Here is a 19,539-nt window from a genome sequence, read left to right as displayed (position 1 = left end):
GAACTATCGCTGAAATAACGCACGCATTTCATCGATCATCGGCTCAAACGTCAATCCGGCCATCTGACACAAATCGCTTTGTAGCCCACGCTCGTCAAAATCTTGCTTCCACTCCTGCATCAAAGCCTGACGCGTACGCGTGTCATAGAACAATCGCCCGGCAGGGGCCCAAAAGTGGCTCCCAACCTCGTCAAGTTCTCGTTCTGCATAGCCGAAAGCGAGGGCAAATTCCAACCGAGCAAAGACTTGATTGAACGCGTCACTCGTGCGCAATTCGCGTTTCGACAGTTGCTCAAGAATATCCCCCATCATTTCCGATGCCGGCACTCGCTTGTCAGCATAACGAGGCAGTTGCTTAAACACCCTATCATCGCTCAGCAGTAGTCCAATGTTCAATTCATCGCCAAGTACGGTCTTCTTTCTCCCGTTGTCCGACGTATCGCTTACCATCTGGCCCATTGTGCTAGGATTTTTCCCGACAAGAGCACCATGACAGAACGCGTACATGACTAGCGTTGCTGGAAGCGCAAGCATGTCAACCATGAAAGAGTCACCCGAGACCCCCTCTCGACGCGATGCTAACTCGCGCACGAACTCTACCCAAGGGCGCGTCTGCTGTTCATCACTCCACATACCGGCCGCATAGGCTAAAGGCAAAATCGGGTCCACGGCCGCACGCAGTTCCTCAAATCTTGCTGCAAACGCATCCGGCGAGAACGCAGGTGCGTACTTTCCGGCCTGATTCAAGCGGCCGATGATTCGGTTGAATTCGGCGGTTAGGAAGTCATGCAATCTAATCCTGTGCAGCGGATCGGGGAGATACTCTTTAAGCATCGCGACCGCGATATCCGTAGACAACGGGTGCGGCCGGTTCAGCGCCTCAATCGCCCTGACGCGTTGTTCGAGAGAATCAAAAAATTCGTCCGCCCCATTGATCGAAATGACGCGGCCGCCACGCCTTTCTATCAGCGCTTTCGCAGCCTTTCCGGGCTCCCCGCGCGTGGCCCAGTACATCGGGAAACGTCGCGAAGGCGCGCGATCTATGCCCGCTCTGAGCGCCACGTCCCAATCGGCTGACCAACCGCATGCCACCAACCCGAATTCGTCTACGATTTGATCTAAGAGGCGGTCAATCGCAGGTTCGTACTCTGACAGTTCCCCGAGCGTATTTCGGATGCGCGTATCGAGATAGTCGCCGTGAAGCTTAACGATTGTCACGTCAGCGTGTACAAGCGGCATGGCTCCCGCGACCTGATCAGCCGACGCAACGACGGTGGCGCTTACGCCTAGCTCGGACAAGGCTTGCTCAAGCAACTGATCGAAATTCGTGGTGAGCACGACTCTAACGTGTCCGCTCTGAATAAGGCGCGCAATCGCTCGATGGGCCGCAGTAGGAAGCTTCTCACCGCGCGCGCGCTCATCGCTGTTGGGCTCGATATACGGGCGGATCACTTGCTGCCTGAGCGTCGGCGTCGTAGCCAACTCATTTAGCAAGTCTGAATAGTCTGGCGCCTTTCCAAAGGTGTCCTGATACCAACTCTCAGGATTGTCGCCCGGATCGCTGCCGTGCGCTGCCGCGACCTTCCGTATCAGATCTAGCGTGATGTCCCAACCAGTCGGAATCTTTGCCGACCGCGACACACCAGAGCCAAGCAGCAGCGCAAACATACCCTTTCCGCTCTGCATCTCGAACGCAAGCGCACTAACTGAATCGAGCATATATCTCTTACCCCGTAGGTCGGTTTGGTCTTTGAATCGACGCGTGTTCAGAATGCCTTTATTCGCGTACGGTGGTCCGCGTACGCTGCACAACTATCATGCTCAAAATCTACGCCGCTGGCACTTCTTACGCCCATCATCTAGCTAATCAAGTAGCGATCGGTTTCGAAGCGTGTTCTCGTGAGCGTTACTGACCGCGCCCGTATTGATCACACGCAGGTACTCATCTTGATCTTTCAGAATTTCGTCTCTCAACAGTCCGCGCTCATGCATCGACACGTAGAGAGCAGCCGCGTACGCCTGACAATTTATCGAGCGCTCAGGGTTAAACGCAATGTCAGAGAATGCGCGATAATTCAAAACAATCTCAGCAAGTTCAGGTTGCCTGTGCAAGGCGTTGATATAAAGCCAGTCATAGAACGCAGTTCGGGGTTGGAGCGGCCAGTCCGTACCGTACCACTGAAATTTGATCAATCGACCAAACTGTGTAAGACGCGGATCGCGCTTCGCATCAATTGACTTTGCATTAAGAAGGTCTGTAAATGGACCTCCGCGCTCGAATACTTTACTAGCTTGATATGCACACTCAAGGCTGTATTGGCGACGCGGCGTCTTTATCATCAGATTGAATGCGCTCAACTTGACGCCGTAATCGTCCTTGGACTTGCTGGATATTTCTAACACTTTATCGACGTGCAGTCGTTCCTTCGCCACCTGATGAAGTGACTCGATTGACTTCTGAGCTTGGCTTTTCGCCATGCCGGGAAACCATTGGAACTCCAAAAGCTCCGTAGATACCAGCAACGGGCCACTTAGGGACGGGACGAATATTGGACGTGTAGCCATGTCTATGCTTGCTGTGCCGGCCAGTGGGAATAGTCGTGGCGGGCAGAATAGAACGTGTCGATCTTCCGCACTGCGAGGCCGGGATAGAGAGCCTCAATCTGCGCCTTCATCACAAGGTTTTGCACGGCAACGCCCATAATGTATGTCGCCGGAACGCCGTCCAGCATCAGTACCTCTGCTTGCGGATTGGTCGGAATGTAGTCTTTCAAATTCAGGGTTGCTCTGACTTTATCGTCATAGTCGTTGTACATGGCCTGAAACGCAGGTAACCCGGTTCGCTGTACGAGCGGGATAGAAGTAACCCGGCTGGACGCTGCGTTCGTGACACAGAAAGCGCACCGTAATTCCCAGAGTGCCTTGGGCTGAATGGCCACTACTACCCATTCCTCCTGCTGATGCTCACGCCTACAACGAAAGAACATTTTATAGTTAGGAAAACCTATGGACACACATACCGCATCCGTTCCATCGAGCCTGTGCTGATCGTTCACCGTACCGATAACATTCGTCCCATCCAAACTATTGCGGCATACCAGTCCGTGAGTCAGGATGGATTGAAGGTTGGATAATCTGGTGAAATGCAGCAAGTACGGGATTCCTCGTTCAGTTGCAAACTCTTGTATTGTTCGCGCTGCCATCATGGCCCCCGAGCATATTCGGTCTAAATTTTTCTCTTATAGACCTAATATACATCAGATGGGACGCGCGCTCGCTGAAGTCATCATTCGGCCGATGCGGCCACCGGCTCCGCTGTCATTTCGTCGGCCGGGTATAGCTGAAGCATGGCACGCGCGGCCTCGATGTTCGGCGTCGTTAGCCATTCCTCCCAATCGTCCGGCCGCAGGATCACCACTGACCGTTTCTCGTCGGCCGGTTTGTGCATCCGTGACATGAAGGGGTGCCCGTCCGCATTGACGGTTAGCATGGTCATGCCAATCAACGATCGTCCGTCTTGATCCTCGTAGTGCCGCCAAATGCCGGCCACGCAGTAAGGACGCCAATCAACCAGGCCGATTCAATGCCACACGTTCTTTCCAGTCTCGTAGCACGGTTCGTATATCCACTGTGCCGAGATCAAGCATCGCTGCCCCTCTCGCCATGCCTTCCCGTATAGACGTGACTCTCCCACCGATTCCGTCCGGGCGTTCATGGTGTCGAGCTTGCGCTTTTTCTTCCCCTTCTCGTCCAAACGCTCCGGCTGCATGAACTTAGGCCAGAAGCCAAACACGGCCTTGACGACGCCTAAACCGTCCCCGGACGCGTAGGCGATGGGTGCGGCGTAGTCCGGGTAGACGTGAAGCTCCCACGGATCGCGGCGATACAGGTCGCCAATACCAATCTTCAGCTCACTGATGCCGGGGTCTTCGCCCGGAGCCCTGTATTCGTGCACATGGCGCTCCCCGTTTCTTGGACCTGACCGACCCATAGTAGCGCGGAATATACTGTATATCCATACAGTCATTTGAGGTGAATCGTGGAACCGGTCTGGGAGCACCGCTGGCAGTACGTGGACTCGTACTACGGCGTAATCGACTGCAAATTCTGGATGACGGATGAGGAGGCCGAGCGGCACGCGTTCGGGAAGGAAGGGACAAGGCGTCTAGATGAGACGCGGAGGGATCGGCATTTGCAGCCAAAGTCTAGCGAGCAAGTGACCTGCCCCCGGTTTTAGTCCGAACTGCAGTTAGAGTCCGAGGTTAAAAACTGCTGCTTTGCATCGTGCGCCCGCGCGAACTGCACCGGCGTCAGATAGCCGAGTGAACTATGAGGCCGCTCGGTGTTGTACTCGATACGCCATTCCTCAATCAGCCGCTTGGCGTGGCGCATTGAGACGAACCAGTGCTCGTTCAGGCATTCGTCGCGGAACCGCCCGTTGAAGCTCTCGATATAGGCATTCTCCACCGGCTTGCCAGGCCGAATGAACGACAGCGTGACACCGGCTTCGTAGGCCCATGCATCCAGCACCTTACCAGCGAACTCCGGCCCGTTGTCGACCGTGATGGATGCGGGTAAGCCTCGCATCTCCTTGAGCCGCTCGAGCACTTGCTGCACTCGTAGGCCCGGCAGCGAAGTATCGACCTCGATGGCCAAGCACTCGCGCGTGTAGTCGTCGACCACGTTCAGGCATCGAAACCGCCGACCATAGGCCAGCCCGTCAGAAACGAAGTCCATCGACCAGCTCTGATTCGGGCCTGTTGCTAACGGCAGCGGCGTGCGCTCGACAGCCGCAATACGCTTGCGTCGCCGCTTGCGCACGCTCAGCCCCGCCTTGCTGTACAGGCGCCAGATGCGCTTGTGGTTGGCGAAGCAGCCATCCCGCTGCAACAGCACGTGAATCCGGCGATAGCCGTATCGGCGCTTCTGCGCGGCGATGGCCATCATCCGGCCAGTCAGCGCTTCGTCGTCAACTCGGCGGCGTGATTCGTAGTGGAACAGCGAGCGCGAAATCCCTACCAGCCCGCAGGCCCGGGTAACACCCATGGCACGTTCGGTCATCAATATCCGGACCGCTTCGCGCTTGGCCTGCGGGCTTGCTACTTTCGAGCCAGCAGGTCCTTCAACGCGGCGTTGTCGAGCATCGATTCGGCCAGCAGACGCTTGAGCTTGCTGTTCTCCTGCTCCAGTTCCTTCAGGCGCTGCGCTTCGGAGACCGTCATCCCGCCGAACTTCGCTTTCCAGTTGTAGTAGGTCGCTTCCGAGATGCCGTACTTGCGGCACAGCTCCGCCGGCTTCAGGCCAGCCTCGGCTTCCTTCAAGATGCCGATGATTTGCTCTTCGGTGAATCGCTTTTTCATTGCCGTCCCTCTCTGGAACGGACTCTACACCGTCACCGTACTAAACGCGGGGAGCAGGTCACAAGCACTCTCGTACGCATCGGCCCCCGCAGGAACAGACCCGTTGCCGGAGTTCGTGTCTCCGGATACGGGCACGTTGCGCGGTTGGTGGCAACACCCTGAACGGGTTGACGGTGCAGACGTACGCCGGATGGTCTTGGAAGTGAACCGTCCATTTCTTATGATGATCAGTGACGAACAGGTAAGCGTCCCTACCCCGGTCTTTCGCTTGCGCATCAAACAATTCACGAGCCCTTGTTGAAAGCGTTATCGTCCGAGATTTTGTTTTGCTCGGGCGCAGAATGAGCGTTCCCGAGTGCGGGTTGTAGTCTGAGACGCGAGCCTTAACGAGTTCTCCAGGCCGGCATCCAAGCAGCATGAGCGCGGTTGCGAATAGGCGCAAATCTTCTGGCATGCAGTTAAGTAGATGATTGCGCTGCTCGACGGTCAGGAAGCCATCGCGGCCCATATCGACCTTTTCGAAGTACTTCACGACCTTCCACTGCAAGTCACTATCAACCCACTTGTTGTCGCGTGCGAAGTTCAGCGCGGCTTTGAGGCTCTTTAGATTGCGGTTAGCAGAGTCGCGCGCCTTTCGAAGATCATCTTCACCTTCGGCACCTTTCGTTTGATTGCGGTGCCATCCTGTGACCTGTTTCGATTCCAACAGGGCAAGCATGGTCTTCCCTATCGGCTTGCCGTATACCAAGCGTTCGAATCGGTTGGACGCGTCGTAAGCGCTCCTTTTCCCCTTCCGGTTCTCCAAGTCCTCAACGTACTTCCGGCAGGCGTCCTCAACCGTAACTGGCGCTGTCGGATCGTCTGCCCGCTTTCCAGTACCTTTGACGACAGCATCGGCCCATTGCTCAACCGCCTTTCGAGCTTCGTCAAATTCGGCTTGCTCTTCGAGGGTTGTGTGGTGATATCGCTTATCGAGATACAGCCGTCCGACCCATGTTCCGGGGCCTAGCGTGGACGTTCTGTAGCCAAGGTGTAGACCGCGCCGAATGCTATGCCAATACGGTTCATTCTGATGCGCAAGCTTGGCGCGAGCAGTTCGTGACTGAATGCTTGGTTTTGGTGTTGCCACGGTTCCCCCGGATGATGAGCAATTGTCATCATCTTACCGTGTCGCGTAACTTCCGCGTAACTTTCATTTTTTTAGACCACTTACGCGAAAACCACGCACGGAGCCAAGGTCTGCAAATTTACCTTGCAAATCAAAGTCTTAAAAAGACGAAAAGCGGGATAGAAATGTTCCTATGAAACTTTCGATTTGCCCGGCGTGGGCGATTGTGGACGCGAAGACATCATGAATTCAATCGAAACGTTCAGGAATGTAGGAGTTGTGTGGATAGTGCGTGACGGGAGTTTACCGCTAATCTGGAATCGTCACGCGACTGCCGCCACCTGCGCGGCTATACTGGGCTCATCGGGTGACACGCATCACGCCCTGCCTGCCCTGCATCGACCTGCACACGGAGAAAGCGAATGAGCACGACTGTCGCGCAGATTCTCAAGGCCAAGCCGGATTCGGGCCGCACCATCTATACCGTCACGAAGACCGATCTCGTCTACGACGCCATCAAGCTGATGGCGGAAAAGGGCATCGGCGCGCTGCTGGTCGTGGACGGCGACGACATAGCGGGCATCGTCACCGAGCGCGATTACGCGCGCAAGGTCGTCCTGCAGGATCGCTCGTCGAAAGCCACCCGCGTCGAGGAAATCATGACGGCGAAGGTGCGCTACGTCGAACCGTCGCAATCCACCGACGAGTGCATGGCGCTGATGACCGAACACCGGATGCGCCACCTGCCCGTCCTCGACGGCGGCAAGCTGGTCGGCCTCATCTCGATCGGCGACCTCGTCAAGAGCGTGATTGCCGATCAGCAATTCACGATCAGCCAGCTCGAACACTATATCCACGGTACGCCTGCGGTTACGTCCGCCTGACCCGCCCCAGCAAAAAAGGCCCAAACGCGTGAGCGTCTGGGCGGAAAGCCGCCGGAATGCGGCGACGGAGGTTCTGCTCCTGCGGGCGAATGACGCGCGCAACTGGCGCGCGTCTCGTCGATTAAGCGGTGCGCTCGGGCAGACCCGGCGGTGTTCAGTTCCCGAAGTAGACCGAGTTCACGGGGTTCGGTGCTTCACGCGTCATGCGGCGGCCGGCTTGCCCGGCACCCGTTGCCACGGCACCGTAGCCGCTCGTATCGGCTTGCGCGAGCATCGGCTGGTTCGGTTGAATGCGTTGTTCGGCGGCCTGGATGTTGTCCGGATACTGCGAATCGCTCGCCAGCGGCTTGTAGCCGTTCTGTTCGAGTTGCACGAGCTCGGCCTTGACCTGGTCGCGGGTCAAACCCTGCTCGGACTGTGCAAACGATGCGATCGGGGCGGCAAGGACGGATGCGGCGATGGCTGCGTAGATGATCGACTTCATGATTTACCTCCGGAATATGTTCTCTTATGACGTCGCCTCGGCAGGACTGTCTGAAGCGATTGAATGCAGTGTAGTTCTCGCATCTCCAAGGGGAAACCCTTAGTTTGAACATACAGCGTTGCGATTTCGACAAAAATAGCCGACATTTTTCGGGCGATATCGCGACAACTTGCTTCATCAGCACAACAATCGCTGACGAACTGCCGACGGCCAGATCACATATTCCGAAGGTTGTGTTGTAGAATCGTAAGGTTTTATTCGTCAGTCGATCTTCCATCCACCATGTACGCGCTCACGCCCCTTTCGGTTTCGCCGTCCGGCCCGGCCGGCGTGCGTGCGCGCGCCGGTCATCCGGCGCATCCCCTCGCTCGACGCACGGCCCAAGCGCCGCTCGCCCCTGCCCGGCGCCTGATCTGACGGCTCGGCCTCCTCCCGGAGCCAGGTCAGACAGGCTCCGGGCGATCCTCATAGGCACGCCACGCCTGCCCCTGCCGATCATTTGGAGAACAGCCATGAAACAACGCCTTTACCAGTTGACCGAACTCGACGTTGCTCGCCTCGAGAAGCACGCCGAACACAACCCGCGCTTCCAGGCGATGCTCGATACGCTGCTCGAGCGCGCCGACATCGTCCAGCCCGATGCCATCAAGGCGAACGTCGTCACGATGAATTCGCAAATCACGCTGCTTGACGAAGCGTCCCAGGAACAGGCCACCTGGACGATTGTTTATCCGGATGCCGCCAATCTCGAACTGGGCCGCCTGAACGTCTTCTCGCCCGTCGGTATGGCACTGTTGGGCACCCAACGCGGCCAGATGGTCAAGGTGATGCAGCCGAGCGGCGCCGAAAAGCTGATGAAGGTCGCCGCGATCGTGTTCCAGCCGGAAGCCAACGGCGAATACACGCGCTGAGCCATCTGCGGCGGGTATCGCCCCGCAACGACGCACAACGCGAAAAGCGAGGCACACGCCTCGCTTTTTTGCATCCGGAGGATGCGAATCGCCGACACCTCGTTCCACAGACGAAAAAAAAGGCGCCCGAAGGCGCCTTTTTCGATACTGCGAAGCGGGTTACCCCGCCGTCACGCTTAGAAGCGGTGACGCAGACCAACCGTTGCTGCGGTTTGGTTGATCGACGAGCTCGAAGCCGTCGTGTTGTCGCCGTTGTAGATGCCCGTGCCGACGATGTTGTTGCCCTTCGCGCCACGCTGGTACACAGCTTGTGCGTAGACGTCGGTGCGCTTCGACAGAGCGTAGTCAGCTTGAACGCCGAACTGGTTCCAGTGCGAGCTGCCGTTGTTGACCTTCGCGTTCGTGTACGTGTAAGCAGCACCCAGGCCGAGAGCCGGCGTCAGGTTGTACTTTGCGTTGACTTCGTAGTTGTCAGCGCGCAGCGTGCCAACACCGTTAGCCTGGTTGTCGATACGCGATTGCGTCCATGCAGCACCGACTTGTGCCGGGCCGAATGCGTAACCAGCAGCAGCGCCGTACGTACGGACACGGCCTTGTGCGTTGATCGACGATGCGCCGCTCGTGTTCGTACCGTCACCCAGGTTCGCTTGCGAGTAAGCTGCTGCCAGCTTCAGGCCTTGGAACTGGTATGCAGCACCCGCGCTGTATGCACGGTTGTTGCCGAAGTTCGTGTTGTTCGAGAACGAGTACGTGCCGCCGAATTGCAGGCCAGCGTAGTTAGCGCTCGTGTACTTGATCGAGTTGTTCAGCGCGACGTCGCCGTTCGTGCTCAGACGATCGTTGTTGATCGGGTGCGCGAAGTACGTGCCGCCCCACGAGCCCGTTGCCGTCAGCGGCGCCAGGTAGTCTTGCGTTGCGTCGTATTGCTTACCCAGCGTAACCGTGCCGTACTGGCTCGACAGGCCAACGAAAGCCTGGCGGTTGAACATGCCGCCGTTGTTGCCCAGCTTGCCGTTACCGATGTTGAAACCGCTTTCCAACGTGAAGATTGCCTTCAGGCCGCCACCGAGGTCTTCCGAACCACGCAGACCGAAACGGCTTTGGTCAACGCCCGAGCCCATCGACCACAGCGACTTGCCGCCGACGTTGCTTTGGTAGGTGATGCCTGCGTCCAGCACGCCGTACAGCGTGACGCTGCTTTGCGCGTGAGCGACGGTTGCGAACGATGCTGCAGCTGCTGCAACGATCAGAGTCTTGTTCATTCGTGGAGCTCCCTTCTAAAAAGAGGCAGGTCTCGCGACCTTGTTCATAAACGGTCTGCAACCGCCCGGGAGCGCCATCGATCCTGCTGGCCGCGCCCGGATAGTTGCCCGTTTGGGAACCGTGAGTTTAGGGGTGTACCCTAGGGGAGCGATCCGCAAATAAAGAAATAAGCTTTTCCAGAACTAGAAATAATGAAAGTGGGGCCGAGTTATAAGTATTTGTTTTGACGTTTGTTTTTGACTTCTTGACGGGGGCTTTTTGGAGGCTTCCATCGCACCATTCTTTCATGTCATCGTCTTGACGGTTGCATAGAAACAACAAACGGATTCGGCACGGCACCCCGGAATCGGCAAATTTTACCCGATTCGATCTCGAATTTCTGGCTCCGAGCGCCTAAAACACATCCGTCAGCCGGTAAACAGGACGCGACGTTCGTGCAGCGCGGGCAACATCCATCGTCAGCCGCAGAAAAACAGCGAGACCGGCCTCCGCCCGCTGGCGGTTCGCCCGCCTGCCGTGACACACGGTAACAGCCTTGACCGTACGCGTAACCCGCCCGGCGGACTGGCAGGCTAATGTAAGGCAGCCTCGAATACTGAACAGGACACGCCATGAATCGACGCTCCGTGTTGCGCGCCATCGGATTGACCGCCGCCTTCGTCGGCACCGGCAGCTGGCTCCGTGCCGCTTCGGCCCAGCCCGTGCCGCCCCCGCCGCCCGGATATCGGCCGCCCGGCCCGAACCGCGCGCCCGGCAGGCCGCCCTATGCGGACCGCCCGGGCTTCGCGCCGCCGGCCGCGAGACACGATCGCCGCCCACCGCCGCCACGGCCGCACGGCTATATATGGACGGACGGTTACTGGCGCTGGCAGCGAGGCCGCTATATATGGGTGCCGGGCCGCTGGGTCGCACGGCGCCCCGGGCGTCGATGGGTGCCCGGCTACTGGCGCCGCCAGGGACAGGTGTGGCTCTACGTCGACGGCACGTGGCGATAGGCAGGCGCGCGGCACCCCGCATTCGGCCGATGGCAGCCCCGGAACCAGACGGCGCGACGAACCCGCGCCATTCAGCCTCGACATCATGATGCCCGGCAGGCGCCCCCGCGCGTCCTGCCCCACCTCGCCCCGACGCATGCGCCCAGGCGTCCATCGGATCAGGCACCCTCGGCCATCGATATGCCCGCCGGTCTGCGATGCGCCTTCCCGGTTCGGCCAGCCCCTGCCGCACCTCTCATGCGCTGTGCAGCGAAAGACCGCCATTGCAATCGCCCCGGCGCGTACTCCGCAAGCGGGGCACCGCCAGTGCATTCCCGCATTCGGGACGAACGGAGCACATTGAAACTTCGGCGATGCCTGCCGCCCCGTCGAGATCATTCGGATAACGAAATCACATGCGGCAATGCACATGCAATCGCGGCATGCCTCGTCGCATCGCACTCGATCCGCCGCACACCGTCCATCGACAAAACAGCGCGTACGCCCTGCTCAGCGCCCGCCGCCGTCCAGCTCCCGTGCACGGCGCCGCGCGGCGCAGATCGCGCGATGATGTTCGTCCGCCCACTGGATCATCGCCTGCATCGGCGTCAGGAACGAACGCCCGAGGTCGGTCAGCGCATATTCGACGCGCGGCGGCACTTCGGCGAACAGCGTGCGGCTGACGAAGCCGTCCTGTTCGAGCCGCTTGAGCGTGCGTGACAGCATCTGCTTCGACACATCGCCGATCGCGCGGGCGAGTTCGTTGAAACGCATCGTCCCGCCGGACAGCGCTTCGAGCACGAGCAGGCTCCACTGGTCGCCGATGCGGTCGAGCACATCGCGGATCGGGCAGGGCTGATCGAGTTCGACGGTTTCGTCGGCGGGCGGGAACGGCATGACGGGATTCTCTTTCAAGGGCAACGCATGGTCAGCGCGGTGTGACCTGTTCACACCGCGCTGACTTCTTGTGACGGGTTCGCGGCAACTGTACCATTCGAGCGGCCCGGCAGCCGCACGGATTCGGCAGTTCAACGAAGCATGACGACGACGCGCCCACTCCGTATCTCGACGATACGAACCGGGCGGCGAATCCCTCGCGTCGACAACGCCCGTGCATCCGCCACCCTGCCCCGTCGCCCGCCGATCGTCATGGCCGGCCCGACCCGCCGTCGCGCATCGCGCGCCAACCCACGCTTCGTCAGACAAGGAACCCGCTACATGTCATCGCTCCGCTCCCCCGTTCGCACCGTTGCCGCGCTCGTCCTGCTGGCCGCGTCGACGGCCGCGCTGGCCGCCGGCCCGGCCACGCGCAACCTGGCCGCCGAGGAAGCCAACCGCCAGCTCGTGCTGACGTTCTACGACCGCTTCTTCAACAAGCACGAAGCGGTCGAGGCCGCCGCCGTCGTCGCGGACGACTACAAACAGCACAACCCCCACGTACCGGACGGCAAGAAGCCGTTCGTGTCGTACTTCGTCGGCGCCTTCCAGAAGAACCCGGCGTCGCGCGCGCGCATCGTGCGCAGCGCAACCGACGGCGACCTCGTCTACCTGCACGTGCACGCGACCGAGCGCCCGGGCGACCGCGGCGAGGCCGTCGTCGACATCTTCCGCGTGAAGGACGGCAAGATCGTCGAACACTGGGACGTGATCCAGCCGGTACCCGAAACGTCCGCGAACGCGAACACGATGTTCTGACGCGCGGGGCCGCCACGCGGCGCGCAACGATGCGCGCCGCCCGTCGACGGACGATCGGCCGCCCGCCGGGCAAGCGCGAATGCCTCGCGGCGGCGAAGTCTCCTACAATCGAGCTTCGCCGCCGCGCCGGCCTCCGTCCCGCATGACCGCACCGCCGGCCGCCGCGCCGCCGGCTCGCCGTCGCACGCGAAACACGGCCGGCACGGGCGGCCGTTCGCGAAGACGGTGTCAACGATGAGCCCCGCCCATATTTCCCTCAGCAATGCCGGCGACCTGGTCGCCAGCCTCGGCAGTCCGCAGTTTCCCGCCCGGCTTTGGGCCTGGCTGCGCGAAACCGTCGATCCGCAGTCCCATTACAGCGTCGCGACGCGCTACCGGCGTGACGCGCCATCGCATTCGGTCGACAGCGTCGACGTGCTGTTCTTCGCGGGCGGCGACGATCCCGACGGCACACGCCACGCGCTCGATCTGTATACACAGGGCGACTGGCGCAACGACACGCTGCTCCCGCATATCGAGCGCACCACCGATTCGCAGCTCGTGTTCTCGTGCAACGAGGACGTCGACACGGCAACCGAATACGGCCGCCAGTTCGCGCTCGGCGAACTCGGCGAAGACTGCACGCTGCTCGGCAGCGAGCGCGACTATGTCTATGCGTTCTCGCTGTTCCGCCGGCGCGGCCAGCCGTCCTATACGCTGGCCGAACTGGCGCTGCTGCGGCAGCTTGGCGATTTCGTGCTGCCGCTGCTGATCCAGCACGCGCGGCTCGCCCGCCTGACGCCACGCTCGGACGACGGCGCGTTGCTGCAGCGCTTCGAACAGCGCCTGTCGGCCAGCGGCGCAACGCTGTCGCAGCGCGAACGGCTCGTGTGCCGCGCGGTGCTGCAAGGCCGGCCCGTCCCCCGGATCGCCGACACGCTCGCGCTCAAGCCGAGCAGCGTGCGCACCTATCTCGGGCGCGCGCTCGCGAAACTCGGCGTGGCGAACCGGGCCGGGCTGTTCGCGTGGTGCGTGACCGAGGAAGAACCACCGGCAGACCGCGGGCGCTAGACGACGCCTCCGCATCCCGGCCACACCCGCCGCCCCCGCCGGCTTTGTCGCAGGTTGTCCTAAAAACGATGACAGACAGCCGGCCGCCCCGCTCCTAGTATCTGACTCACCCGACGACGGGAACGCGTCGGATGCCACGGAGACACCGAATGCCGAATACCGGATGGACGCCGGCCCGCACGGCCGCGCGCGCGTCGCCCATCGATCTGCCGCTTCAGGCCCGGCGGCGCGATCGGCATGACGCCCCGGCCGCGGCCGGCCTTCACCGCGACGCATCGCGGCGCCTGCCGCGCAGCACCGTCACATAGACGCCTCCCAATCCCATTCAACCCGACCGGGTTCACGCGACCGGACGAGCCCCTCGGCCCGCCCGCCGGACACGTGCGCCCGTCGAACAGCCCCCATCCGGAGGAGACACATGCAATACGCCGACACCGCCTACCTGAACGGCCTGCTTTACACCGGCGACGCGCAGCGCCGCTTCGCGCAGGCGCTCGCCACCCGGGACGGCAAGATCGTCGCGGTCGGCCGCGACGACGATATCCGTCCACTCATCGGCCCCGCGACGCGCACCGTCGACCTGGCCGGCAGGCTGATGCTGCCGGGCCTCATCGACGGCCACGTGCACCCGCTCGAAGGCCACCAGATCCTCGGCGACTTCGATCTGTCCGGCATCAACGATCCCGACACGATCCTGCAGCGCATCCGCGCCTGCGCCGATGCGACGCCGAACGAGCCGTGGGTCTATCTCGGCGGCGCCAACCTGGCCGCATTCGGCGCGTATCCGACCCGCGAACTGCTCGACCGGATCGTGCCCGACCGGCCGCTGCTCGTGGTCGGCTTCGACGTGCACAGCGGCTGCCTCAACACGAAGGGCCTCGAAGCGGCCGGCATCCACGCCGACACGCCCGACCCGGCCGGCGGCGTTTACGAACGCGATGCGTCCGGCGCACCGAACGGCGTCGTGCACGAAGCGGCGTTCTATCGTGTCTGCCCGCTCATTCCGCAACTGAGCCCGGCCGGCTACCCGAAGTCGCTCGCGAAAGCGCACGCGATGGCGCACGGCTACGGCATCACCGGCTGGTTCGACGCACGCGTCGAGGAGGCCGAACTCAAGGCGTATGCCGACGCGCAGCGCGCGGGCACGCTGAAGGTGTACATGAGCGCGGGCCTCTATGCGAACCCGCGCCGCGATCCGCGCGAGCAGATCGAGCGCTTCGCCGCCTGGCGTCGCGCGTACGAATGCGACAACCTGCGCCTGCATACGGTGAAGATCTTCGTCGACGGCGTGCCCGAATCGAAAACCGCCGCGCTGCTCGAGCCGTACGCCGGCACCGACGACTGCGGCCTCGCGCTGTGGAGCCAGGACGCGCTGAACGAGATCTGCCTGCTCGCCGATTCCGCCGGCTTCGACCTGCACTTCCACACGCTCGCCGACCGCGCGGTGCGCATGACGCTCGACGCGCTCGAATATGTCCGGATCCGCAACGGCATGCGCGACCGCCGCGCGCAGCTCGCGCACCTGCAGCTCGTCGATCCGGCCGACATGAGCCGCTTCAACCGGCTCGGCGCGATCGCCAGCGTGCAGACGCTGTGGACGGCCGCGCGCGAAGAGCAGCAGCAGCTCTATCGCGACCTGCTCGGCGCCGAACGCACCGCGCGCAACTATCCGTTCCGCAGCCTGCGCAACGCCGGCGCGATGCTCGCGGCCGGCTCCGACTGGTCGGTCAGCACGATGGACCCGATGCAGATCATCCAGACAGGCGTCACGCACCTGCTGATCGACCAGCCCGACAGCCCGCCGTGGAATCCGCACGAACGCCTCGACCTGCTCACGATGCTCGAGGCCTATACGGTGAATACCGCGTATGCGCTGCGCTTCGACGACTGCACGGGTTCGCTCGAGGCGGGCAAGGACGCGAGCTTCGCGATCCTCGATCGCAATCCGTTCGCCCATCCCGTCGAGACGTTCGCGCAAACCCGCGCGATCGAGACGTGCTTCCGCGGCGAAGTCGTGTACGCCGCGCCGGGCTGGGCCGACTGAAGCACGAATCCGGCGGCCGTCAGGCGACGCCGAGCGCCAGCACCTGCTCGGTCGTCAGCACGTCGCCGAACGTGTCCGACAGCGCAGCCAGCGTCGCGCGATGGAGGTCGCGGTGCGATACCGTGCCGCCCTCCGCGATGTCGAGGTCGCGCGTCGCGCAGGCGTCGTCGACGACGATCACCGCGTAGCCGAGCGGCACCGCATCGCGTGCCGCGCCGGCCACGCAGGCGTGCGTCATCAGGCCCGTGACGATCAGCGTGTCGATACCGGCCGCCTTCAGGCGTGCATCGATGTCCGTCGTCGGGAACACGCTCACCGAGGTTTTCTTCACGACCGCGTGATGCGGCGCCGGCTGCAGGCTCGCATGAAAGCGGAAGCCGTCGCTGCCGTCCGCGAAGATCGGGCTGTCGGGCGAATCGACGTGCTGGACGTGAAACACCGGAATGCCCGCGCGATCGGCGAACGCGATCACGCGCTGCGCATTGCCCAACGCGCGCGGTCCCTCGGGAATCGGCAGCCGGCCGCTGAAGTATTCATTCTGGAAATCGATCACCAGCAGCGCGGTGCGGGCGGCGGCGATCGATGTCGGCGCGGTCGCGCCCGCCAGGGTACGGATGGTCGGATGTTGCATGGGTCGCTCTCTCGGTTGGCGTATCGAAGGAACGGCGCGCCGGGCCAGCCGGCGCCGCCGGACGCGGCCCGGACGTTCCCCGGCCGCGAGGCGCCAGTGTCGGGCCGCGCGGCCGTGCGCGACAGCCGCGCGCGGGACAACGTCCGACAGGATCGGGCCAACGTGCCTGCCGCCTACGACAGCGCGGCCGTTCGCGCACCCGGCTGCGTGCGGCCGTACGCGACCATCATCGCGAAGCTGAGCAGGAAGCCCGCGCCGCCGATCAGCAGCAGGCCGATCTCGCCGAACACCGGCAGCAGGTTCGTGAGCGCCCCCGTGACGACCCACGCGACGGCCATCACCGAGCCCGCGACGCCGAGTGCCCAGCCTTGCCGGTCCTCGCTGACCGCGTCGGAGAACGCCGTGTACATCGTCGTATAAGCGACCATGTCGAAGCAGCCGACGACCATCGCGAGCGCCCACAGCACCGGCTCGTGCGGAAACAGCGCGGACAGGACCTGGCCGACGCCCGCGACGAGGAGGCCCGTCTTCGCGATGTCGACCACACGCCATACGCGCAGCATCAGCCGCACGACGAACAGCAGGCCGAACACGAAACAAAGGCCGATCACGCCGCTGAACAGCCCGAGCCGCGCGCTCGTGTAGCCGAACTTCGCCTGCAGCAGCAGCATGATGGTCTGCAGGTAGAGCCCGTAGCCGACCTGCATCAGGAAGAACACCACCGACAGGAACGCGACGTTGCGCTGGCGTGCGGCCTCTCCGATGATGCGCAGCGGCAGCAGCGGATCGATACGCGTGTCGCCGCGCGGCACGGCCGAGTCGCGATACGACGCCCAGGTCCAGAACGCGCCGATCAGCGACAACCCGGCAACGAGCACGAACGGCGTGCCGTAGTCGAACAGCGGCGAAATCGTGCGGTCGGACGTGACGCCGCCGAGCACCGGGCCGACGATCACGCCCGCGCTGAACGCGAGCGACATGATGCTCATGTTGTACGCCTTGTTTTCCGGCGTGCTCAGGTCGGTGATCGCCGCCTGCGCGATGCCCTGGCAGCCGGCCATCAGCCCGGTGAGCCCGCGGCCGATCAACAGCAGCGCGACGCTCGCATGCCACGCACCGGCCGCCATCATCGCGTAGCCGGCCGCAAGGCCGGTCACGCACAGCAGCAGGATCTTGCGGCGGCCGTAGCGATCGGACAGTTCGCCCATCAGCGACGAGCCGAAGAACATGCACAACGGATAGATCCCGTAGCCGAGACCGAGGTAGAAATTGCGCGCGTGCGCGCCGGCGTCGGCCGGCAGGATGCCCGCGTGCGGATCGCTGAAGATCGCGGACATCATCGGATAGACGAGCCCGAATCCCATCGCGTCGAGCGCGATCGCGAGCAGACAGGGGCCGAGCAACTTGTAATCGAGCCGGGACATGGCGACCTTCCGGACAGAGTGGATGATCGCCCAAGCGTAACGACCGGACGGCGGCCGCGGTAGGCCGCCGCCCGCGATGCTGACCATCGGCAGAACCGGCACCCTGCCTGCCGCCCGCGCCGATGGGCCGCCGGCGTTGGCGCGGAGCGGCTGGCAGCGGCCGCTACCTGGCGCTTGACGCACCGGCATCGTCGCGACGACCCGCGCCCACCCGTCACGCCGGGACGAAGCGCGCCCAATCATCCGTTTGGATGGCACGCCGCGCGCGCTTTGTTGCGATCATGACCGCCATTCAATGCGCGGCACGCACACGGGCGTCCGCCACGGAGACGCCATGAACGACCCAGTCCTCGGCCCCATCGACCAGATCGGCTACGTGGTCGCCGATCTCGACCGCAGCATCGCGCGCTGGTGCGAACGCCACGACATCGCCCCGTGGACCGTATTCCGCAACGTACGCCTCGACGGCCATCATCTCGGCGAGCCGGTGTCGGTCACGATGGACGTCGGACTCGCGTATCGCGGCAATCTGCAGATCGAACTGATTCACGTGACGAACGACACGTCGTCACCGTTCCGCGATGTGCACGGGCAACCGCTCGTCGGGCTGCATCACGTCGCGTGGGTCGTCGACGATCTCGATGCGGCGATCGCACGGTTCACCGCACGCGGCTTGCGCGTCGTGTTCGAAGCGGGCAACCCGGCCACGCGCGTCGCGTATCTCGACGACCCCGACGACCCCGGCCTGCGCGTCGAATTCATCGAAGGCGCCGGCATACGCGACATGATCGCGCGCGGGATCGCCGAATCACACACCCGGGACGGCACCGATCCGGTTCGCATCATCGACGCGGCGGCCGCCTCCGCATGAGCGGCCCCGCGCATCCCCCCACACTCACGGGAGCAAGCAGCATGAAACGACTCGAAGGCAAGGTGGCGCTGATCACGGGTGCCGCCCGCGGCCAGGGCGAAGCGGAAGCGCGCCGGTTCGTCGCCGAAGGCGCACGCGTGGTGATCGCCGACGTGCTGGACGACGCCGGCCGGCGCGTCGCGGCCGAACTCGGCGACGCCGCCCGATTCCAGCATCTCGACGTGACGAGCGAGGCCGGCTGGCAGGCTGCCGTCGATGCAACGCTCGCGCATTTCGGCCGGCTCGACATCCTCGTGAACAACGCGGCCATCCTGAAGCTCGTGCCGATCGAAGCGTGTTCGCTCGACGACTATCGCAAGGTGATCGACGTGAACCAGGTCGGCTGCTGGCTCGGCATGAAATCGGCCGTGGCCGCGCTGAAGGAAGCCGGTGGCGGCTCGATCGTCAACGTGTCGTCGACGGCCGGGATGGAGGGCGTCGCGGGCGGCAGCGCGTACGTGTCCAGCAAGTTCGCGGTACGCGGAATGACGAAGGCCGCCGCACTCGAATTCGGCCGCTACGGCATTCGCGTGAACTCGGTGCACCCGGGAGGCATCGATACCGTGATGGCGCGCCCGCCCGAGTTCGCCGATTTCGATCCGTCGTCGATCTACAGCGGCCTGCCGATCGCGCGCATCGGCAAGCCCGAGGAAGTCGCCAGCCTCGTGCTGTTCCTCGCGTCCGACGAATCCGCGTACTGCACGGGGTCGGAATTCATCGTCGACGGCGGGATGCTCGCGGGCAGCACGTTTCACTGACACGCATCGAAGCTGGCGCGCGACTGCCAGCCCGGCAGGCGTT

The 19,539-nt window shown here is 62.7% G+C and carries 18 protein-coding genes and 1 pseudogene; 8 read left to right on the top strand and 11 right to left on the bottom strand.

The features are described from left to right. Positions 1 to 3: 3 nt before the first annotated feature. The 6 genes and pseudogenes from APZ15_RS29335 to APZ15_RS41315 form a co-directional block, all read right to left on the bottom strand. Complete coding sequence (locus tag APZ15_RS29335; protein WP_158605828.1) at positions 4 to 1,668, bottom strand: SIR2 family protein; 1,665 nt, start codon at positions 1,666 to 1,668, stop codon at positions 4 to 6. 195 nt (positions 1,669 to 1,863) lie between these two features. Next, on the bottom strand, positions 1,864 to 2,565 hold the full coding sequence (locus APZ15_RS40015) for a DarT1-associated NADAR antitoxin family protein (RefSeq protein WP_080982056.1): 702 nt from the start codon (positions 2,563 to 2,565) through the stop codon (positions 1,864 to 1,866). 2 nt (positions 2,566 to 2,567) lie between these two features. Next, positions 2,568 to 3,152, bottom strand: a complete 585-nt coding sequence (locus tag APZ15_RS29330) for a DarT ssDNA thymidine ADP-ribosyltransferase family protein (protein WP_226153252.1) — start codon at positions 3,150 to 3,152, stop codon at positions 2,568 to 2,570. A gap of 134 nt (positions 3,153 to 3,286) precedes the next feature. Further along, positions 3,287 to 3,957 (bottom strand): annotated as a pseudogene (locus tag APZ15_RS38495) (SOS response-associated peptidase family protein). 276 nt (positions 3,958 to 4,233) lie between these two features. After that, positions 4,234 to 5,360, bottom strand: a protein-coding gene (locus APZ15_RS29310; protein ID WP_088611397.1) for an IS3 family transposase whose coding sequence is annotated in 2 segments (ribosomal slippage) — positions 4,234 to 5,120 and positions 5,120 to 5,360 — 1,128 coding nt in all. Because the reading frame shifts where the segments join, the coding sequence is not laid out codon by codon here. Between the two features lie 58 nt (positions 5,361 to 5,418). Further along, positions 5,419 to 6,078 carry a tyrosine-type recombinase/integrase gene (locus tag APZ15_RS41315; RefSeq protein ID WP_106852288.1) on the bottom strand — a complete coding sequence of 220 codons (660 nt, stop codon included), beginning with the start codon at positions 6,076 to 6,078 and terminating at the stop codon, positions 5,419 to 5,421. An 812-nt stretch (positions 6,079 to 6,890) separates the two neighbouring features. Here APZ15_RS41315 and APZ15_RS29300 point away from each other — a divergent pair. Beyond that, on the top strand, positions 6,891 to 7,352 hold the full coding sequence (locus APZ15_RS29300) for a CBS domain-containing protein (RefSeq protein WP_021162297.1): 462 nt from the start codon (positions 6,891 to 6,893) through the stop codon (positions 7,350 to 7,352). Between the two features lie 154 nt (positions 7,353 to 7,506). On the opposite strand, the gene APZ15_RS29295 is transcribed toward APZ15_RS29300, so the two are convergent. Beyond that, positions 7,507 to 7,836, bottom strand: a complete 330-nt coding sequence (locus tag APZ15_RS29295) for a DUF4148 domain-containing protein (protein ID WP_027789405.1) — start codon at positions 7,834 to 7,836, stop codon at positions 7,507 to 7,509. 512 nt (positions 7,837 to 8,348) lie between these two features. On the opposite strand from APZ15_RS29295, the gene APZ15_RS29290 reads away from it, so the two are divergent. Beyond that, complete coding sequence (locus tag APZ15_RS29290; RefSeq protein WP_027789406.1) at positions 8,349 to 8,747, top strand: GreA/GreB family elongation factor; 399 nt, start codon at positions 8,349 to 8,351, stop codon at positions 8,745 to 8,747. 176 nt (positions 8,748 to 8,923) lie between these two features. On the opposite strand, the gene APZ15_RS29285 is transcribed toward APZ15_RS29290, so the two are convergent. Further along, a complete protein-coding gene (locus APZ15_RS29285; RefSeq protein WP_027789407.1) occupies positions 8,924 to 10,009 on the bottom strand; it encodes a porin in 1,086 nt (361 codons plus the stop codon). A gap of 612 nt (positions 10,010 to 10,621) precedes the next feature. On the opposite strand from APZ15_RS29285, the gene APZ15_RS40005 reads away from it, so the two are divergent. Further along, positions 10,622 to 11,005, top strand: coding sequence for a YXWGXW repeat-containing protein (locus APZ15_RS40005; protein ID WP_080982057.1), 384 nt, complete (start codon positions 10,622 to 10,624; stop codon positions 11,003 to 11,005). Between the two features lie 489 nt (positions 11,006 to 11,494). Here APZ15_RS40005 and APZ15_RS29280 read toward each other — a convergent pair whose 3' ends face one another. Continuing rightward, the gene (locus APZ15_RS29280) at positions 11,495 to 11,881 is read right to left on the bottom strand and encodes a winged helix-turn-helix transcriptional regulator (protein WP_027789408.1); all 387 of its coding nucleotides are present in this window, start codon (positions 11,879 to 11,881) and stop codon (positions 11,495 to 11,497) included. A 321-nt stretch (positions 11,882 to 12,202) separates the two neighbouring features. On the opposite strand from APZ15_RS29280, the gene APZ15_RS29275 reads away from it, so the two are divergent. The 3 genes from APZ15_RS29275 to APZ15_RS29265 all read left to right on the top strand — a co-directional run bounded on the left by APZ15_RS29275 (position 12,203) and on the right by APZ15_RS29265 (position 15,773). Next, positions 12,203 to 12,679, top strand: a complete 477-nt coding sequence (locus tag APZ15_RS29275; RefSeq protein ID WP_027789409.1) for a nuclear transport factor 2 family protein — start codon at positions 12,203 to 12,205, stop codon at positions 12,677 to 12,679. Between the two features lie 234 nt (positions 12,680 to 12,913). Next, the gene (locus APZ15_RS29270; protein ID WP_027789410.1) at positions 12,914 to 13,729 is read left to right on the top strand and encodes a helix-turn-helix transcriptional regulator; all 816 of its coding nucleotides are present in this window, start codon (positions 12,914 to 12,916) and stop codon (positions 13,727 to 13,729) included. 418 nt (positions 13,730 to 14,147) lie between these two features. After that, on the top strand, positions 14,148 to 15,773 hold the full coding sequence (locus APZ15_RS29265; RefSeq protein WP_027789411.1) for an amidohydrolase: 1,626 nt from the start codon (positions 14,148 to 14,150) through the stop codon (positions 15,771 to 15,773). Between the two features lie 19 nt (positions 15,774 to 15,792). Here the strand turns inward: APZ15_RS29265 and APZ15_RS29260 are convergent, their stop codons facing one another. Then, positions 15,793 to 16,404, bottom strand: a complete 612-nt coding sequence (locus APZ15_RS29260; protein ID WP_027789412.1) for a cysteine hydrolase family protein — start codon at positions 16,402 to 16,404, stop codon at positions 15,793 to 15,795. 173 nt (positions 16,405 to 16,577) lie between these two features. After that, positions 16,578 to 17,828, bottom strand: a complete 1,251-nt coding sequence (locus APZ15_RS29255; protein WP_027789413.1) for an MFS transporter — start codon at positions 17,826 to 17,828, stop codon at positions 16,578 to 16,580. Between the two features lie 334 nt (positions 17,829 to 18,162). Here APZ15_RS29255 and APZ15_RS29250 point away from each other — a divergent pair, with 334 nt between their 5' ends. Together APZ15_RS29250 and APZ15_RS29245 are read left to right on the top strand one after the other, a co-directional pair. Beyond that, a complete protein-coding gene (locus APZ15_RS29250; protein WP_027789414.1) occupies positions 18,163 to 18,699 on the top strand; it encodes a VOC family protein in 537 nt (178 codons plus the stop codon). Positions 18,700 to 18,740: 41 nt separating this feature from the next. Further along, positions 18,741 to 19,496, top strand: coding sequence for a glucose 1-dehydrogenase (locus APZ15_RS29245; RefSeq protein ID WP_027789415.1), 756 nt, complete (start codon positions 18,741 to 18,743; stop codon positions 19,494 to 19,496). Positions 19,497 to 19,539: the final 43 nt, after the last annotated feature.

This window comes from Burkholderia cepacia ATCC 25416, assembly GCF_001411495.1.
In the GTDB taxonomy this organism is placed as follows: domain Bacteria; phylum Pseudomonadota; class Gammaproteobacteria; order Burkholderiales; family Burkholderiaceae; genus Burkholderia; species Burkholderia cepacia.
Note: the sequence above shows the minus strand (reverse complement) of the source record. Positions and strands in the feature narration are given on the sequence as shown.

Coding starts and splice junctions, on each gene's coding strand:
- APZ15_RS29335 (WP_158605828.1), bottom strand. CDS start 1,668: ATGTTTGCGCTGCTGCTTGGCTCTGGTGTGTCGCGGTCGGCAAAGATT.
- APZ15_RS40015 (WP_080982056.1), bottom strand. CDS start 2,565: ATGGCTACACGTCCAATATTCGTCCCGTCCCTAAGTGGCCCGTTGCTG.
- APZ15_RS41315 (WP_106852288.1), bottom strand. CDS start 6,078: ATGCTTGCCCTGTTGGAATCGAAACAGGTCACAGGATGGCACCGCAAT.
- APZ15_RS29300 (WP_021162297.1), top strand. CDS start 6,891: ATGAGCACGACTGTCGCGCAGATTCTCAAGGCCAAGCCGGATTCGGGC.
- APZ15_RS29295 (WP_027789405.1), bottom strand. CDS start 7,836: ATGAAGTCGATCATCTACGCAGCCATCGCCGCATCCGTCCTTGCCGCC.
- APZ15_RS29290 (WP_027789406.1), top strand. CDS start 8,349: ATGAAACAACGCCTTTACCAGTTGACCGAACTCGACGTTGCTCGCCTC.
- APZ15_RS29285 (WP_027789407.1), bottom strand. CDS start 10,009: ATGAACAAGACTCTGATCGTTGCAGCAGCTGCAGCATCGTTCGCAACC.
- APZ15_RS40005 (WP_080982057.1), top strand. CDS start 10,622: ATGAATCGACGCTCCGTGTTGCGCGCCATCGGATTGACCGCCGCCTTC.
- APZ15_RS29280 (WP_027789408.1), bottom strand. CDS start 11,881: ATGCCGTTCCCGCCCGCCGACGAAACCGTCGAACTCGATCAGCCCTGC.
- APZ15_RS29275 (WP_027789409.1), top strand. CDS start 12,203: ATGTCATCGCTCCGCTCCCCCGTTCGCACCGTTGCCGCGCTCGTCCTG.
- APZ15_RS29270 (WP_027789410.1), top strand. CDS start 12,914: ATGAGCCCCGCCCATATTTCCCTCAGCAATGCCGGCGACCTGGTCGCC.
- APZ15_RS29265 (WP_027789411.1), top strand. CDS start 14,148: ATGCAATACGCCGACACCGCCTACCTGAACGGCCTGCTTTACACCGGC.
- APZ15_RS29260 (WP_027789412.1), bottom strand. CDS start 16,404: ATGCAACATCCGACCATCCGTACCCTGGCGGGCGCGACCGCGCCGACA.
- APZ15_RS29255 (WP_027789413.1), bottom strand. CDS start 17,828: ATGTCCCGGCTCGATTACAAGTTGCTCGGCCCCTGTCTGCTCGCGATC.
- APZ15_RS29250 (WP_027789414.1), top strand. CDS start 18,163: ATGAACGACCCAGTCCTCGGCCCCATCGACCAGATCGGCTACGTGGTC.
- APZ15_RS29245 (WP_027789415.1), top strand. CDS start 18,741: ATGAAACGACTCGAAGGCAAGGTGGCGCTGATCACGGGTGCCGCCCGC.